Source organism: Pseudomonas sp. DG56-2, assembly GCF_004803755.1.
In the GTDB taxonomy this organism is placed as follows: Bacteria; Pseudomonadota; Gammaproteobacteria; order Pseudomonadales; family Pseudomonadaceae; genus Aquipseudomonas; species Aquipseudomonas auratipiscis.
Map to the genome: position 1 here is coordinate 1,834,418 of NZ_CP032311.1, position 14,953 is coordinate 1,849,370.

The 14,953-nt window shown below is 58.8% G+C and carries 16 protein-coding genes; 10 read left to right on the forward strand and 6 right to left on the reverse strand.

The genetic code is table 11. From position 1 onward, the window contains the following. The first annotated feature begins 11 nt into the window (after positions 1-11). Together D3Z90_RS08525 and sthA are read left to right on the forward strand one after the other, a co-directional pair. On the forward strand, positions 12-1,007 hold the full coding sequence (locus D3Z90_RS08525) for an FAD:protein FMN transferase (RefSeq protein WP_136478898.1): 996 nt from the start codon (positions 12-14) through the stop codon (positions 1,005-1,007). A gap of 222 nt (positions 1,008-1,229) precedes the next feature. Then, positions 1,230-2,624: a Si-specific NAD(P)(+) transhydrogenase gene (gene sthA, locus D3Z90_RS08530; protein ID WP_136475323.1), complete on the forward strand. Its 1,395-nt coding sequence runs from the start codon at positions 1,230-1,232 to the stop codon at positions 2,622-2,624. Between the two features lie 42 nt (positions 2,625-2,666). On the opposite strand, the gene D3Z90_RS08535 is transcribed toward sthA, so the two are convergent. Further along, positions 2,667-3,389 (reverse strand): glycerophosphodiester phosphodiesterase, encoded by a 723-nt coding sequence (locus tag D3Z90_RS08535; protein ID WP_136475324.1) that lies wholly within the window; start codon positions 3,387-3,389, stop codon positions 2,667-2,669. 27 nt (positions 3,390-3,416) lie between these two features. Continuing rightward, positions 3,417-4,004, reverse strand: a complete 588-nt coding sequence (locus tag D3Z90_RS08540) for a PilZ domain-containing protein (RefSeq protein ID WP_136475325.1) — start codon at positions 4,002-4,004, stop codon at positions 3,417-3,419. 94 nt (positions 4,005-4,098) lie between these two features. Between D3Z90_RS08540 and D3Z90_RS08545 the strand changes: the two genes are divergently transcribed. The 3 genes from D3Z90_RS08545 (at position 4,099) to D3Z90_RS08555 (ending at position 7,357) form a co-directional block, all read left to right on the forward strand. Beyond that, the gene (locus D3Z90_RS08545; protein ID WP_136475326.1) at positions 4,099-5,349 is read left to right on the forward strand and encodes a lipoprotein-releasing ABC transporter permease subunit; all 1,251 of its coding nucleotides are present in this window, start codon (positions 4,099-4,101) and stop codon (positions 5,347-5,349) included. Positions 5,350-5,356: 7 nt separating this feature from the next. Further along, complete coding sequence (gene lolD, locus D3Z90_RS08550) at positions 5,357-6,040, forward strand: lipoprotein-releasing ABC transporter ATP-binding protein LolD (RefSeq protein ID WP_178084175.1); 684 nt, start codon at positions 5,357-5,359, stop codon at positions 6,038-6,040. A 72-nt stretch (positions 6,041-6,112) separates the two neighbouring features. Beyond that, positions 6,113-7,357 carry a lipoprotein-releasing ABC transporter permease subunit gene (locus D3Z90_RS08555; RefSeq protein ID WP_136475328.1) on the forward strand — a complete coding sequence of 415 codons (1,245 nt, stop codon included), beginning with the start codon at positions 6,113-6,115 and terminating at the stop codon, positions 7,355-7,357. A 62-nt stretch (positions 7,358-7,419) separates the two neighbouring features. Here the strand turns inward: D3Z90_RS08555 and D3Z90_RS08560 are convergent, their stop codons facing one another. Together D3Z90_RS08560 and D3Z90_RS08565 are read right to left on the reverse strand one after the other, a co-directional pair. Next, entirely contained in the window at positions 7,420-8,778 is a 1,359-nt protein-coding gene (locus D3Z90_RS08560) for a heavy metal sensor histidine kinase (RefSeq protein ID WP_136475329.1), read from the reverse strand. Beyond that, a complete protein-coding gene (locus D3Z90_RS08565) occupies positions 8,775-9,455 on the reverse strand; it encodes a heavy metal response regulator transcription factor (RefSeq protein ID WP_136475330.1) in 681 nt (226 codons plus the stop codon). The genes D3Z90_RS08560 and D3Z90_RS08565 overlap by 4 nt, the downstream gene beginning before the upstream one ends. 156 nt (positions 9,456-9,611) lie before the next feature. Here D3Z90_RS08565 and D3Z90_RS08570 point away from each other — a divergent pair, with 156 nt between their 5' ends. Beyond that, the gene (locus tag D3Z90_RS08570; protein ID WP_136475331.1) at positions 9,612-10,106 is read left to right on the forward strand and encodes a plastocyanin/azurin family copper-binding protein; all 495 of its coding nucleotides are present in this window, start codon (positions 9,612-9,614) and stop codon (positions 10,104-10,106) included. Positions 10,107-10,174: 68 nt separating this feature from the next. After that, complete coding sequence (gene queF / locus D3Z90_RS08575; RefSeq protein ID WP_136475332.1) at positions 10,175-11,005, forward strand: NADPH-dependent 7-cyano-7-deazaguanine reductase QueF; 831 nt, start codon at positions 10,175-10,177, stop codon at positions 11,003-11,005. 45 nt (positions 11,006-11,050) lie between these two features. On the opposite strand, the gene D3Z90_RS08580 is transcribed toward queF, so the two are convergent. Continuing rightward, positions 11,051-11,314: a DUF4404 family protein gene (locus D3Z90_RS08580; protein ID WP_136475333.1), complete on the reverse strand. Its 264-nt coding sequence runs from the start codon at positions 11,312-11,314 to the stop codon at positions 11,051-11,053. A gap of 124 nt (positions 11,315-11,438) precedes the next feature. Further along, on the reverse strand, positions 11,439-11,996 hold the full coding sequence (locus D3Z90_RS08585) for a phosphonoacetaldehyde phosphonohydrolase-related protein (RefSeq protein ID WP_136475334.1): 558 nt from the start codon (positions 11,994-11,996) through the stop codon (positions 11,439-11,441). Between the two features lie 193 nt (positions 11,997-12,189). Between D3Z90_RS08585 and D3Z90_RS08590 the strand changes: the two genes are divergently transcribed. The 3 genes from D3Z90_RS08590 to rssC all read left to right on the forward strand — a co-directional run bounded on the left by D3Z90_RS08590 (position 12,190) and on the right by rssC (position 14,953). Then, positions 12,190-12,897: a VacJ family lipoprotein gene (locus D3Z90_RS08590; RefSeq protein WP_136475335.1), complete on the forward strand. Its 708-nt coding sequence runs from the start codon at positions 12,190-12,192 to the stop codon at positions 12,895-12,897. Between the two features lie 392 nt (positions 12,898-13,289). After that, the gene (gene rssB, locus D3Z90_RS08595; RefSeq protein ID WP_136478899.1) at positions 13,290-14,474 is read left to right on the forward strand and encodes a two-component system response regulator RssB; all 1,185 of its coding nucleotides are present in this window, start codon (positions 13,290-13,292) and stop codon (positions 14,472-14,474) included. After that, the gene (rssC, locus tag D3Z90_RS08600; protein WP_136475336.1) at positions 14,471-14,953 is read left to right on the forward strand and encodes an anti-sigma factor antagonist RssC; all 483 of its coding nucleotides are present in this window, start codon (positions 14,471-14,473) and stop codon (positions 14,951-14,953) included. The genes rssB and rssC overlap by 4 nt, the downstream gene beginning before the upstream one ends.

Sequence of the window (14,953 nt, forward strand, 5' to 3'; positions counted from 1 at the left end):
GTAAGCTGTTGCTGGCGAACGCGCTGGTGAGTGCACTGATCAACCTGGCCGGTTGCTCGCAAGGCGATACGCTCGAGCGCGTCAGCGGGCCAACCATGGGTAGCAGTTACACCGTGCAGTATGTGCGCACGGCTCAGGGGCCGACACCGGAACGGGTCAGGCAGGAAGTGCAGAGCGTACTCGAGGGGATCGACAAGCGCTTTTCCACCTATCGTAGCGACTCGTTGACCGAGACCTTCAATCGCTTGCCCGCCAACAGCTGCCAGGTGATGCCGGCAGAGGTGTTGGGGCTGGTGCGCGTTGGCGAGCAGCTGTCGCAGCAGAGTGATGGTGCATTTGACCTGACCGTGGAGCCGTTACTCGATCTGTGGGGGTTTGGTCCGCAATCACGGCGAGAGAAAGTGCCGGACGCACAGGCGTTGGCCAGCACGCGGCAGCGCGTCGGGCATGGGCATTTGCGCATAGTGGGCGAGCAGCTGTGCAAGGATGCGGCGGTGCAGATCGACTTCAATAGTATCGCGGCAGGTCATGCGGTGGACCTGCTGGTTGAACGCCTTGATGCCCTGGGGGTCGCGGATTTGCTGGTCGAAGTGACCGGCGAGCTCAAAGCCGTGGGGCGAAAGCCCGATGGCAGCCACTGGAAAGTAGCGCTGGAACTCCCCCGCGATGATCGCCAGATTGCCCAACAAATAGTGGCGGTGGATGGCTATGGCGTTTCGACCTCCGGTGACTATCGCAACTATTTCGAGGAGAATGGCCAACGCTATTCGCACACCTTCGATGCGCGCCAAGGCAAACCGGTGCAGCATGAGTTGGCGGCGGTGACGGTTTTTGCTCGTTCAGCGTTGAAGGCTGACGGTTACTCGACCTTGTTGTTGATCCTTGGGCCGCAACAGGGCTGGGACTTTGCCTTGAAGCACGAAATTGCTGCGGTATTCGTGACCCGGGTTGGCGATGGTTTCGTCTCTCGGAGCACGCCCGCCTTTGCTCAAGTGGTTAAGAATTGAAAGGCATCGCGGGGCAAGCCCGCTCCCACAAATTTTGGGTGGGCTTGCCCCGCGATGAATACATGTAGTGCAGAGAAAATTAGCCTACGACGCGACCAAGGGTTAATGTGCGCGACGCTCAAGCTTGATTAGACTGCATTCGAAATTTTCATGGCGCCGCTGGCGACATGATCTAGCCCCGATCGCCGGCGTGGCGAACGGGCCTGTTCTGAAGGAGTACGCATGGCTGTCTACAACTACGACGTAGTGGTGCTGGGTTCCGGCCCCGCAGGAGAAGGGGCGGCAATGAATGCTGCCAAAGCAGGACGCAAGGTGGCGATGGTCGATAGCCGTCGCCAGGTCGGCGGTAACTGCACCCACCTGGGCACCATCCCGTCCAAGGCCCTGCGTCACTCGGTGCGCCAGATCATGCAGTTCAACACCAACCCGATGTTCCGGGCCATTGGTGAGCCGCGCTGGTTCTCGTTCCCCGACGTACTGAAAAGCGCCGAGAAGGTGATTGCCAAGCAAGTCACCTCGCGCACGGGGTACTACGCGCGCAACCGTGTCGACGTGTTCTTCGGCACTGGCAGCTTTGCTGATGAGCAGACCATCGAAGTGGTTTGCGCCAATGGCGTGGTCGAGAAGCTGGTCGCCAAGCACATCATCATCGCCACCGGTTCGCGTCCGTACCGTCCGGCCGATATCGATTTCCATCACCCGCGTATCTACGATAGCGACACCATCCTCAGCCTCGGTCACACACCGCGCAAGCTGATTGTCTATGGTGCCGGTGTGATCGGTTGCGAATACGCCTCGATCTTCAGTGGCCTGGGTGTGCTGGTGGAGCTGGTGGACAACCGCGGTCAATTGCTGAGCTTCCTCGATTCGGAAATCTCCCAGGCATTGAGCTACCACTTCAGCAACAACAACATCACTGTTCGCCACAACGAAGAGTATGACCGTGTCGAGGGCGTCGACAACGGCGTGATCCTGCACTTGAAGTCTGGCAAGAAGATCAAGGCAGACGCCTTGCTCTGGTGCAACGGCCGTACCGGCAACACCGACAAGCTAGGTCTGGAAAACATCGGCATCAAGGTCAACAGCCGTGGCCAGATTGAAGTGGACGAGACCTACCGCACTCACGTGCCGAATATCTACGGTGCCGGTGACGTGATCGGTTGGCCGAGCCTCGCCAGTGCTGCCCATGACCAAGGTCGTTCGGCGGCGGGCAGCATTGTCGATAACGGCAGCTGGCGCTTCGTCAACGACGTACCGACCGGTATCTACACCATTCCGGAAATCAGCTCGATCGGCAAGAACGAGCAGGAGCTGACCCAGGCCAAGGTACCTTACGAAGTGGGCAAGGCGTTCTTCAAGGGTATGGCGCGGGCGCAAATCGCTGGTGAGCCTCAAGGCATGCTGAAAATTCTGTTCCATCGCGAGACGCTGGAAATCCTTGGCGTGCATTGCTTCGGTTACCAGGCTTCGGAAATTGTCCACATCGGTCAGGCGATCATGGATCAGCCGGGCGAGCGCAATACCCTGAAGTACTTCGTCAACACCACCTTCAACTACCCGACCATGGCCGAAGCCTATCGGGTAGCTGCCTACGACGGCCTCAACCGGCTTTTTTGAGTGGCTCCGGCCGGTGGCCTGAGCCGGCCGGGGAGACCGATTTCAGCGATTCTCGAGGGTGGCGCTGGCCAAACCGGGAAAGTCTGTAATTAGGCTGTCTACGCCGAAGTCGGCGAGCCTGCGCATCAGCGCCGGCTCGTTGACTGTCCACACTGACACGTGCAAACCCTGGCGCTGGGCCTTGATCAGGCGCTCAGGGGTGCACAGTGTCCAGTTCAGTGCCAGCAAATTGCAGCCATAGTTCTGAGCGACTTTCAGTGGGTCGAGCCAGGCGTATTCGGCGACCAGTCCGCGCGAAATATCCGGAGTGAACTCCGCGGCCGCGCCCAGCACTTCCCGTGAGCTTGATGTGATGGTGACTTTGTCGAGCAGGCCGAACTGTTGGGCCAGTTCGCGAATCGCCAGCACGGTGGTGACAGCGCGCGTGCGAGAGGCGCTCTTGACCTCAAGCTGCCAGTGTTCGAAATCGCACTTCTCGAACAGTTCTTCCAGGCGGGGAATAGGACTTGCCGATACCCAGCCCGGGCCGCCCTTGCGCGCATCGTAAGTGACCAGGTCGGCAGCCTGGTGCTCGAATACTTTGCCACGCCGACCGGTGGTGCGCTTGAGCGTCGGGTCGTGAATCACCATCAGTTCATTGTCCGCTGAAAGGTGCAGGTCCAGCTCGCAGCGACGGACGCCGTGCTTGAGGCATTGCTGGAAACTGGTCAGGGTGTTTTCGGGGGCTTCGCCCTTGGCGCCACGGTGGCCATAAATCTGGGTCACGGTTGTTCCTTCAAAAAAAGGTAAGACTCAAGAAGCGCTAGAGGTGTTTTGGTCCAATGCCTGGCGTCGCTGTTGCGCCTGTCGCTGCAGGATATAGCGGGCCAGTAATTGTCGTTGGGCGTCGGTGATATCAACGAATTCGCTACCGATTTCGTATTGGCCGTCAGCTTGCTGGTCGCAGTGGGTGACCTTGCCCCGCAGCAGTAGGCCCAGGGCCTGGGGCATGAGGATCATCTTTACCGCGACCCGGGTGCCTGCGGCAATTGGCTGGGCCTGCTTGAATTCGATGCCGCCTTCGGACAGCACCACAGCTTGTGGCGCGCTGATCTGCCCCAGCAGTGTTTGTGCGACAACGGCGCTGAGCAGATCGATGCGTTTGTTCTGGGCTTTGAGAAAGGCCGCAAGGGTGCGGTCCTTGTCACTGAGCTGGCGCAGCAGATGTTGGGACTCGAATTCGCTCAGGTGCAGTTCGCTGAGCAGGTTGAAGAGTGGTGAATCATCTTGCAACAAGTCTGGGCCAAGGGCTTCGGCGGCACTCAGTGGGCTAATTTCCAGTGCGATCTGATCCTCGATACGGTAGTATTCGCGGCGATCTTCTTCATCTAATGTCGACATGGCGAACCCATGGTAGCGGCGGTGGTCTGAGTGTAAAGCCGCTATTCAAGCCCCGCCACAAGGACGTTCCTCTTTCCTCCGAACAAGCCCCGACATGTTCAGACCTCTTTTCGTATTTATCGGTACGCGTTACACACGTGCCAAACGCCGCAACCACTTCGTCTCGTTCATTTCGCTGACCTCGATGATCGGCCTCGCCCTGGGCGTGGTTGTGATGATCGTGGTGTTGTCGGTCATGAACGGTTTCGATCACGAGATGCGCACCCGGGTATTGGGCATGGTGCCCCATGCCACACTGGAAACCGGCCAGCCGATTAGCGACTGGCCTGCACTTGCCAATCAAGTAAAGCAGAACCCGCAGGTTGTAGCGGTAGCGCCCTTTACCCAGATGCAGGGTCTGCTGACCCATGAGGGCAAAGTGCAGAAAGTGCTGCTCAATGGTATTGATCCAGCCCAGGAGCGCCAGGTCTCGATCATCGATAACTTCATTCGTGAAGGTAAGCTCGACGCCCTGGCGCCGGGTGAGTTCGGCATCATGATCGGCGACAAGGCGGCAGCCAAGCTGGGCGCAGGCATCGGCGACAAGCTGACCTTCGTGGCCCCGGAAGTCACCGTGACGCCGGCCGGCATGTTCCCGCGCATGAAACGCTTTATCGTGGTTGGCATCTTTCATGTCGGCGCAGGCGAAATCGATGGCTATATGGGGCTGACCAACCTGTCGGACCTGTCGCGTCTGCATCGCTGGAAAGCGGACCAGGTGCAGGGCCTTCGCTTGAAGTTCGATGACCTGTTCCAGGCGCCGCGCACCACCTGGGATATTGCCCAGAAGCTCGGCGACCGGGAGTTCTATGCCCGTGACTGGACCCGTACCCATGGCAACCTGTACCAGGCGATTCGCATGGAGAAGGCCATGATCGGTTTACTGCTGTTGCTGATCGTGGCAGTGGCGGCGTTCAACATCATTTCCACCCTGGTGATGGTGGTCAACGACAAGAAGGGCGACATTGCCATCTTGCGTACCCTGGGTGCGACCCCGGGGCAGATCATGGCCATCTTCATGGTCCAGGGCACAGTGATCGGTGTGGTCGGTACCTTGATTGGAGGCGTGGTAGGTATTGCCGCTGCGCTGAATGTCAGTGCGGCGATATCCGGACTCGAAACCCTGATCGGACACAAGTTTCTCAATGCCGACGTCTATTTCATCGACTACCTGCCGTCCCAGGTGATGGCCGAGGACGTATGGATGGTCTGCGGTGCGGCATTGGTCCTGAGTTTCCTCGCCACCTTGTATCCGGCCTGGCGTGCGGCGCGCACCCAGCCTGCGGAGGCGCTACGTTATGAGTGAGTTGGGCATGAGTGATAAAGCAGTGCTGAGTTGCCGCAACCTGGGCAAGTCCTACGAGGAAGGCCCGGAGTCGGTACAGGTGTTATCCGGCTTGCAATTGGAGTTGCAACCCGGTGAGCGGGTGGCCATCGTCGGCAGTTCTGGGTCGGGCAAAAGTACTTTGCTCAACCTTTTGGGTGGCCTCGATACCCCTACTGAAGGCAGCGTCTGGTTGGCCGGTGAAGAGCTCTCGGCCCTGGGTGAGCGTGCCCGTGGACTGTTGCGTAACCGCGCGTTGGGCTTTGTCTATCAGTTTCACCACTTGCTGCCGGAGTTCACTGCGCTGGAGAACGTGTGCATGCCATTGCTGATAGGCCGCACTGCCATTCCCGAAGCGCGCGAGCGCGCCGAGGCATTGCTCAAGCGTGTAGGTCTCGGCCATCGGTTGAGCCACAAGCCTGCCGAGCTGTCGGGTGGTGAACGGCAGCGCGTGGCGATTGCCCGGGCCCTGGTCAACCGCCCTGGCTTGGTGATGCTCGATGAGCCCACCGGCAACCTTGACCATCACACCGCTCAAGGTATCCAGGACCTGATGCAGGAACTGAGCAGTTCGTCGCAGACCGCCTTCCTGGTTGTAACCCATGACCTGAATCTGGCGCGGCAGATGGATCGAGTGCTGCGTCTGGAAGACGGACATCTGGTAGCGATCTGACCTGGCCGTGCACGGCGCCCGCAAATGTTGTCGGGTGCTCTGTTCCTTTTCTTTACCTGGGTGCTTTCGTTCATGTTCAGACCCTTGTCTATTTTCATCGGCGCGCGCTACACCCGCGCCAAGCGCCGCAACCATTTCATCTCGTTCATTTCCATGACCTCGATGATCGGCCTGTCGTTGGGCGTGCTGGCGATGATCGTGGTGTTGTCGGTGATGAACGGCTTCCAGCGCGAAATGAGTGCGCGGATCCTCGGAATGGTTCCGCACGCCAGCATCCTTGGGGTGAAGCCCCTGGATGACTGGCGCGCGGCGGCGGACGCTGCCTTGAAAAATCCGCAAGTGATTGCCGCCGCGCCGTTGACCGAGATGGAAGGCATGCTGTCCTACAAGGGCGCGATGCAACCGATCCAGGTCAGCGGTATTGATCCGGCCGAAGAGGGCAACGTCTCGATCGTCGGCCAGCACATTGTCCAAGGCAGCCTTGCGGCCCTGGAGCCGGGCGAGTATGGCGTAGTGATTGGTGAAATCAGCGCCCGACGTTTTCGCTTGAACGTCGGTGACAAACTGACCTTGATCGTGCCGGAAGTGAGCAGCGCGCCGGGTGGCATCACCCCGCGTATGCAACGCCTGAACGTGGTCGGGGTGTTCAAGGTGGGTGCCGAGCTCGATGGCTCCATGGCTTACATTCACATGGCTGATGCCGCGCAGATGCAACGTTGGCAACCGGGGCAGGTGCAGGGCGTGCGCCTAAAGCTCAAGGATCTCTACAGCGCGCCGCAGGTATCCAAGGCCATTGCCGCAAGCCTGGGTGAGGCCTACCGTGCCGATGACTGGTCGCATACTCAGGGCAGTCTGTTCAGTGCGATGAAAATGGAGAAGACCATGATTGGCCTTCTGCTGCTGATGATCATCGCCGTGGCCGCGTTCAACATCATTGCCACGTTGATCATGGTGGTCAACGACAAGGGTGCGGACATTGCCATCCTGCGCACCATTGGCGCGACCCCTGCGCAGATCATGGGCACTTTCATGGTCCAGGGTTCGTTGATCGGCGTTGTCGGCACTCTTATCGGCGGTGTGCTTGGGGTGATCGCTGCGCTTAATGTCAGTCAGATTGTCGGCTGGCTGGAGCGGGTCAGCGGGCAGCACATTTTTACCTCCGACGTGTACTTCATCAGCAGCTTGCCATCGCAACTGCAATGGGGTGATGTGGCGCTGATTTGCAGCGCTGGTCTGATCATGAGCTTCCTTGCGACCTTGTACCCTGCCTACCGCGCCTCGCAGGTTGAGCCAGCGTACGCCTTGCGTTACGAGTAACAATCAGCGCCGCTCAAGCCTGCTCCACTACGCATTGGTGGGAGCGGGCGTGACCGGCGATTTCACACTGCTGGCAAGCTGATAACAAACCGCGTCCATCCCCCCACCGACTCTGCCCGAATATTCCCTCCATGGGCCTGTACGATCGAGCGGGTTATCGCCAGTCCCAAGCCTGCATGCTCACTACTGCCTTCGCGACGCGCTGGGTCGGCCCGATAAAAACGGTCGAACAAGCGCGGCAACAGTGACGGATCGATAGGTTCGCCCGTGTTGGCCACCTGCAACTGCACCTGATGGTCGTGCACCTGGATATTCACGCGGATTTCCCCTGCGGGCGGGGTAAAGCGCAGGGCGTTATCGAGCAGGTTGGACAGGGCCCGGCGCAACATGTGACGGTCGCCTTCCAGGCTTGCCATACCCTCGCGACTCAAGGTGACTCCAGCGTCTTCGGCCAGGGGTGCGTAGTATTCGATCAAGGCGTCGGCTTCATCATGCAGGTCCAGGTACTGACGGCTCGGCATTAGCAGGCCATGGTCAGCCTTGGCGAGGTAAAGCATGTCATTCACCAACTGCGCCATCCACTGCAATTCCTCCAGATTGCTGTGCAAGGCTTCGCGATACTCTTCCAGGCCCCGTGGGCGCGTGAGGGTGACCTGGGTGTGCGTCAACAGGTTCGACAGTGGCGTGCGCAGTTCATGCGCGATGTCGGCGGAGAAGGCCGACAGGCGCTGAAAGGCATTGTCCAGGCGCTCGAGCATGGCATTAACGGTTTGTGCCAGTTCTGCAAGTTCTACCGGCATCTGCTCCGCCGGCAGGCGTGTGGTCAACGAGCGTGCCGACACTTTTGACGCCACCTCACCCATCTGGCGCAAGGGGCGCAGGCCGCTGCGCGCCGCCCAGGCACCGAGCAGCGCCGTAGCCAACGCCGAGAGGCCGACGGTGAGCCAGATCAGTTGCTGCATGCGCTGGAGAAAGTGTTGGTGATGGGTGATGTCGAGAAACAGCGTCAGTTGCGCTGACTGCGGGTCAGCATTGTTCAGATTGACGCACAGGCTGCGGTAATCGCTGCTTGGGCTGTGCACCGTGCTGACCCCGGGCACCCGTGGAGAGTCGGGAAGCTTTTCCTGGCTGTCGAACCAGACTTGGCCATCGCTGCCACGTACGCGCACGGCAAGGTCAGTCTGGTGGCTTAGTTCGGATTCAAGGGCAGGCAGGCGCAAGGCCAGGCTGGCAGGGTCGGCAACGCCTTCAAGCAACTGGCGCAGTACTGACAGGCGACTTTCGAGCAATTGCTGATCGAGCTCGATGAAGTGACGCTCACTGGCACGGCTGAACAGCACGCCGGCCGTCAGCGATACTGCCGCGGTGCAAGCGGCGAAGAGCAGGGCCAGACGGCCACCCAGGGACAATCTACGCATCAGCCCGCTCGCTCTTCCAGCACGTAGCCCATGCCGCGCACGGTATGAATGAGCTTGTGCTCATGACTGTCGTCAATCTTCAGGCGCAATCGGCGAATCGCCACTTCAATCACGTTGGTATCGCTGTCGAAGTTCATGTCCCAGACCTGAGAGGCGATCAATGACTTGGGCAGCACCTCGCCCTGGCGGCGCAGCATCAATTCCAGCAGGGCAAACTCCTTGGCGGTCAAGTCGATGCGCTGACCGCTACGCTCGACTCGGCGACGTATCAGGTCAAGGCGCAGGTCGGCCAGCCCAAGGGTGGTTTCTTGTGCGGGGCTGCTGCCGCGACGTAGCAGGCTGCGCACCCGTGCCAGCAGTTCCGAGAAGGCAAAAGGTTTGACCAGGTAATCGTCGGCACCCAGCTCCAGGCCATGCACGCGGTCTTCCACAGCGTCGCGAGCGGTAAGGAACAGGACGGGAACCTCATTGCCGGATGCACGCACTGCCTGAAGAATCTGCCAGCCATTTCGGCCGGGCAGCATCACATCGAGAATCAGCAGGTCATAGTCGCCAGTGAGGGCCAAGTGCTGGCCGGTATTGCCGTCGGCGGCAAGTTCCGTGGCAAAGCCTGCTTCACTGAGGCCTTGGCACAGATACTGGCCGGTTTTGGTCTGGTCTTCGACGATCAATAGTTTCATCGTGAGGCTCTTGGAGAAGGAGTGCCAGGTGGTTATACCGTGCCCGGCAACGTGGGTGGCCAAGCTGACAAAGTTGTAATCTTTCTGTCAGGTAGCTGCCAGCGCCGATTTTTTACAGTGAAGCCTGATTCGTCGCAACCCTGGAGTAGGCCCGACATGAAACACCTTTACTTCGCTGGCGCCCTGGCGCTATTCAGCCTGCCTGCATTGGCATCGCCTGCGCCTTCGTACGTTTTCGGCGCACCAGCTCCTGCCGCCAAGGCCGATCGTACTGTGGAGATTGTCATGGGCGATATGTTCTACGAGCCGCGCAGCTTGCAGGTCAAGCCTGGAGAGACGGTGCGCTTCGTGCTGATCAACAAGGGAGCGGTGGCGCACGAGTTCAGCCTTGGCGATGCAGTCATGCATGCCAAGCACCAGAAAGAAATGATCGCCATGCAGGGGCAGATGGATCATTCGTCCATGGGTCATGGCGGTATGCAGCATGGTGGCGGCATGAAGCATGAGGATCCGAACACGGTCATGGTCGATCCGGGCAAGCGCGGTGAACTGACCTGGACCTTTACCCAGGCAACCCCCATCGAGTTCGCCTGCAATGTGCCAGGCCACTATCAGGCCGGCATGGTTGGCGAGCTGACTATCGGTCAATAACAGCCGAATGCCCAACGTATGGCACAAACCCGATAAACTAGGCGTATTTCGTCCTTCAGGTTTGAGCCATGCACCCCGCCGCCGAACACTCCCCGCTGGGCAAGTCCAGCGAATACATCGCCACCTACACACCCTCGCTGTTGTTCCCGATCCCACGGGCAGCCAAATGGGCCGAGCTGGGCGTCACGGCCCAGACCCTGCCTTGGCAGGGGGTGGATTTCTGGAACTGCTTCGAGTTGTCCTGGTTGCTGCCCTCGGGCAAGCCGGTGGTCGCTATTGGCGAATTCGCCATTCCCGCCGATTCACCCAACATCATCGAGTCCAAGTCGTTCAAGCTGTACTTGAACTCGCTGAACCAGACCGTCTTCGAAACGCCGCAAGCCTTGCAGGCGTGCCTGGCAAAGGACCTTTCGGCGGCCGCTGGCAAGCCGGTGTCCGTGCAGGTTCGAAGCTTGGCCGAAGTCGAAGGGCAGGGCGTGGTTGCTTTGCCTGGCCGGTGTATCGATGAGTTGGAAGTCAGCATCACCAATTACGAGCAGCCGCAACCGGAATTGCTGCGTTGTGACAACAGCCGCGTTGTCGAAGAAACCCTGCACAGCCACCTGCTCAAATCCAACTGCCCGGTCACCGGTCAGCCCGATTGGGGCAGCGTTACCGTGCATTACCGCGGCGCGGCGCTGGACCCTGCAAGCTTGCTGACCTACCTGATCAGCTTCCGTCAACACGCTGACTTCCATGAGCAATGCGTTGAGCGTATCTATCTGGACCTGAAACGCCTGCTCAACCCCGAATTCCTCACCGTTTATGCCCGGTATGTTCGTCGTGGTGGGCTGGACATCAACCCTTACCGCAGCACCGAAACTGTGACGCTGCCGAACGTGCGGTTGGTTCGCCAGTAACAAAAAAGCCCCGTTTGATAACGGGGCTTTTTTTTCGGAGTGGGGTCAGATACCCATACTGTGCAGGCTTACGGCCAGGCGGCGCAGGATGCCGGTCAGGCTGGGGTGATTGGCTTCAAAGGTTTCCACTGCCAGATTGACGCTGTCGACCAGATCGTTGTCGGGACTGGCGGCTTCCAGTTCAAGTTTGGCCTCGATCTGGCGCATAAGCTCATGCAGGTGTTCGCGCTCTTCTTCTGAAAGCGGTGGATTTTGCTCCAATTGCTCGCGCAGCTCGTTGAGTTGCTCTTGCAGTTCGCGGGCAGGCATGGGTGATCTCCCTCTATGAATAGGCACAGTCATGGACCCCGGTAGTGGGTGAAAGGTCCATACCTTGCCTACTAGAGTAATCCACTGGGCGACGCTTTGCATGACCCTGATCAACAGCTCTGTGTCAGGGCTTTTCGCCCTTGATACGGCGCTGGGTGATGTCGTTCAGGCAATCGTTCAAGGCTTCGAGGTGGCCGATCACCGAATGCACCCCCAGTGCGAACAATTGTAACGTCGCCTTGCCGCGCTCGCGTTCTTGCTCCTGGATGCTTAGCGCCTGCCATTGCAGGCTGTCTGCCCGGCACCGTGAGTTGCAGCTTGCCACGCCGATTGTCCACAGGCCTGCATTAAGGCCCGATTGCAACAGCCGTGGGTCGCCACTGACCAGCACGCAGCCGTCGAGGGTATGGGCCTTGAGGGTCATCAGTGCGTGCCAGCAGGCATCGGGTGCAGGCCATGGCGCGGGTGCCTGGTGCTGGGCCTTGAGCCATGATGGCAAGGGTGAGGACAACTGCAGGGCGTCGGCTTCAGTCAGCTCGTCGATCCAGGCACAGGGGATTTGTTGCTGCTTCAACCCGTCGAGAGTTTGCAGCGCGCCTGGCGTCAGTTGCACCGTAGTGCTGTCGACGAGGCAGTCGCGCAGACCGAAAAGCAATGCGTTAATTGCGGGAAAGTCTGACATGGCAACGTCCCTGTAAATAGCCTGCAGGCTACACTCGACGTGTTACACCTTGGCGACCAGGTACACAGTTGTTCACAAAATCGTGACCTCAATTGTGCCAAGCTGTTTATCAGTGGAAGACCCTTTATACTTGTTTCCTTTTTTAGCGCAGGGCGTATAACGTCCAGCGCAGTGACTGTCGAGGAGTAACTCTATGCGTAGGATCGGTACAGGTGTGATCGATCGGATGACCCGGGCCTGTGTCTGCGCCGGCCTGTTGCTGGCGCCATTGGGCGCAGCCCAGGCAGCTACTGAAGAAGACCCGTGGGAGAGCATCAACCGGCCGATCTTCACCTTCAACGATACCGTCGATACCTACGCCCTCAAGCCGCTGGCAAAAGGGTACCAGGCCGTCACTCCCCAGTTTCTGGAAGATGGTATCCACAACATGTTCCTCAACCTGGGCGATGTCACCAACCTGGCCAACAACGTGCTGCAGTTCAAGCCTCACGCTGCTGGCGTCGACACTGCTCGCTTGATCATCAACACCACCTTCGGGTTGGCCGGTTTCTTCGATGTCGGCACCAAAATGGGCCTGCAACGCAACGATGAGGACTTTGGCCAGACCCTCGGTTACTGGGGTGTCTCCAGCGGGCCTTACGTGATGCTGCCGCTGCTTGGCCCTAGTACGGTTCGTGATGCGATCGGCAAGTACCCGGACACCTACACCGAACCGTACCGCTATGTTGATCATGTGCCGACCCGAAACACTGCCATCGCCGTCGATGTTGTCGATACCCGCGCAAGCTTGCTGTCGGCGGAAAAGCTGATCAGCGGTGACAAATACGTGTTTATTCGTAATGCCTACCTACAAAACCGTGAGTTCAAGGTCAAGGACGGCGAAGTTGTAGACGATTTCTGATTCTGGGCCCGTTCATCGGCGCAGGGGAGCGAGCTTGCCTCGCGTTGCGATTCAGCTGAAAAATCGCAATTGCGGGCAAGACTGCTCCTACCATGCAAGCCTTTTTCTCCTACATCGGCTTTCCACCGTCCTTTCCATTGTGTTGCAGCTGCAGGCGTTTTTATAACTCCCGGTAATTTACCCAGCAAAGAGCAGCTGCGAGCATCGGCGTACCCTTGAAACCCCCGGCGGATGGGAGTACCGTCTGCGCCTTAGAGGGCACCTCTGCTAGTTGCCGGACAGCCTGTCTTGTCCTACAACTCATATAAGAGTGGCTAGAAGCGAATCCAGTACGTGTGCTCATGCCTTGTCGAGCCACCTACGCCAACCTAATTCTGGCGCCGTTTGCCCACATGCAGAATACCAGTGCAACGCTGCTGATAATCGATGACGACGACGTCGTACGTGCGAGTCTCGCCGCCTACCTTGAAGACAGTGGTTTCAGTGTCCTGCAAGCGTGTAATGGCCAGCAGGGCCTCCAGGTCTTCGAAAAGGAACAGCCTGATCTAGTGATCTGCGATCTGCGCATGCCGCAAATGGGCGGTCTGGAGCTGATTCGCCAGGTTACCGAGCGCGCACCTGAATTGCCGGTGATCGTCGTTTCTGGCGCCGGAGTGATGAACGACGCGGTGGAGGCGTTGCGCCTGGGTGCAGCCGACTACCTGATCAAGCCCCTCGAAGACCTCGCAGTACTGGAGCTCTCGGTACGCCGTGCGCTGGATAGAGCTCGCCTGGTGCTGGAAAACCAGCGTTACCGGGAGAAGCTCGAAACCGCCAACCGTGAACTGGAGGCCAGCCTGCACCTGTTGCAGGAAGACCAGACCGCTGGGCGCCAAGTGCAGATGAATATGCTGCCGGAAAGTCCGTGGGTGGCTGACGCGCTGTCGTTCGAGCACCAGATCATTCCATCCTTGTACCTGTCGGGCGACTTTGTCGATTATTTCCGCGTCGATGAGCGCCGTATTGCGTTCTACCTGGCAGACGTTTCCGGTCACGGGGCTTCCTCGGCGTTCGTCACTGTATTGTTAAAATTCATGACTACCCGGCTGTTGTTCGAATTCAAGCGCAATTCCAGGTTGCGCGACTTCAAACCGTCGGAAGTACTTGGGCACATCAACCGCGGCCTGATCAACTGCAAGCTGGGCAAGCACGTGACCATGGTCGGTGGTGTGATCGATGAAGATACCGGGCTGATGACCTACAGCATCGGCGGCCATCTGCCGTTGCCGGTGCTTTACACCCCGGAGCAGTGCCGCTACCTGGAAGGTCGCGGGTTGCCGGTCGGGTTGTTCGACGAGGCGACTTACCAGGATCATGTTCTGGAATTGCCACCGACATTCAGCTTGACCTTGCTCTCTGATGGCATTCTGGATCTTTTGCCTGGAAAGACGCTCAAAGATAAAGAGGCGGCCTTGCCTGAAATAATAAAGGCCGCGGGGGGCAGCCTGGATGGGCTGCGCCAACGATTCGGATTGGCTACGCTTGGGGAGATGCCGGATGATATCGCCCTATTGGTGTTGAGCAGGAACCTTCAATGAGTATGGGAAGAATCCAGTTCGCTGAACAGAGCGGCACGTTCGTTCTGAAGTTCGTCGGCGAAGTGCGCCTTACCTTGTGTTCGGCGCTGGATGCGACTATTGAAAAGATCTTTACGGCGCTGGATTTCTCGGCGATTGTCATTGATCTGACTGAAGCAGAAAGTATCGACAGCACCACCTTGGGGCTGCTGGCCAAGCTCTCGATCCTGTCGCGGCAGAAGGTCGGCCTCTTGCCGACGGTGGTTACCACCAACCCGGATATCTCGCGGTTGCTGCAATCCATGGGCTTCGATCAGGTGTTCAACATCGTTGATCGGCCAATCCCTTGCCCAGAGTGCCTGACCGACCTCCCTTCCCAAGACCAGAGCGAAGATGTGGTGCGCTCCAAGGTGCTTGAGGCGCATAAAATCCTCATGGGCCTGAACGACTCCAATCGTGAAGCCTTCCACGACCTGGTCAACGCACTCGAGCGCACTTGA

Coding starts and splice junctions, on each gene's coding strand:
- sthA (WP_136475323.1), top strand. CDS start 1,230: ATGGCTGTCTACAACTACGACGTAGTGGTGCTGGGTTCCGGCCCCGCA.
- D3Z90_RS08540 (WP_136475325.1), bottom strand. CDS start 4,004: ATGTCGACATTAGATGAAGAAGATCGCCGCGAATACTACCGTATCGAG.
- D3Z90_RS08545 (WP_136475326.1), top strand. CDS start 4,099: ATGTTCAGACCTCTTTTCGTATTTATCGGTACGCGTTACACACGTGCC.
- lolD (WP_178084175.1), top strand. CDS start 5,357: ATGAGTGATAAAGCAGTGCTGAGTTGCCGCAACCTGGGCAAGTCCTAC.
- D3Z90_RS08555 (WP_136475328.1), top strand. CDS start 6,113: ATGTTCAGACCCTTGTCTATTTTCATCGGCGCGCGCTACACCCGCGCC.
- D3Z90_RS08565 (WP_136475330.1), bottom strand. CDS start 9,455: ATGAAACTATTGATCGTCGAAGACCAGACCAAAACCGGCCAGTATCTG.
- D3Z90_RS08570 (WP_136475331.1), top strand. CDS start 9,612: ATGAAACACCTTTACTTCGCTGGCGCCCTGGCGCTATTCAGCCTGCCT.
- queF (WP_136475332.1), top strand. CDS start 10,175: ATGCACCCCGCCGCCGAACACTCCCCGCTGGGCAAGTCCAGCGAATAC.
- D3Z90_RS08580 (WP_136475333.1), bottom strand. CDS start 11,314: ATGCCTGCCCGCGAACTGCAAGAGCAACTCAACGAGCTGCGCGAGCAA.
- D3Z90_RS08585 (WP_136475334.1), bottom strand. CDS start 11,996: ATGTCAGACTTTCCCGCAATTAACGCATTGCTTTTCGGTCTGCGCGAC.
- D3Z90_RS08590 (WP_136475335.1), top strand. CDS start 12,190: ATGCGTAGGATCGGTACAGGTGTGATCGATCGGATGACCCGGGCCTGT.
- rssB (WP_136478899.1), top strand. CDS start 13,290: ATGCAGAATACCAGTGCAACGCTGCTGATAATCGATGACGACGACGTC.
- rssC (WP_136475336.1), top strand. CDS start 14,471: ATGAGTATGGGAAGAATCCAGTTCGCTGAACAGAGCGGCACGTTCGTT.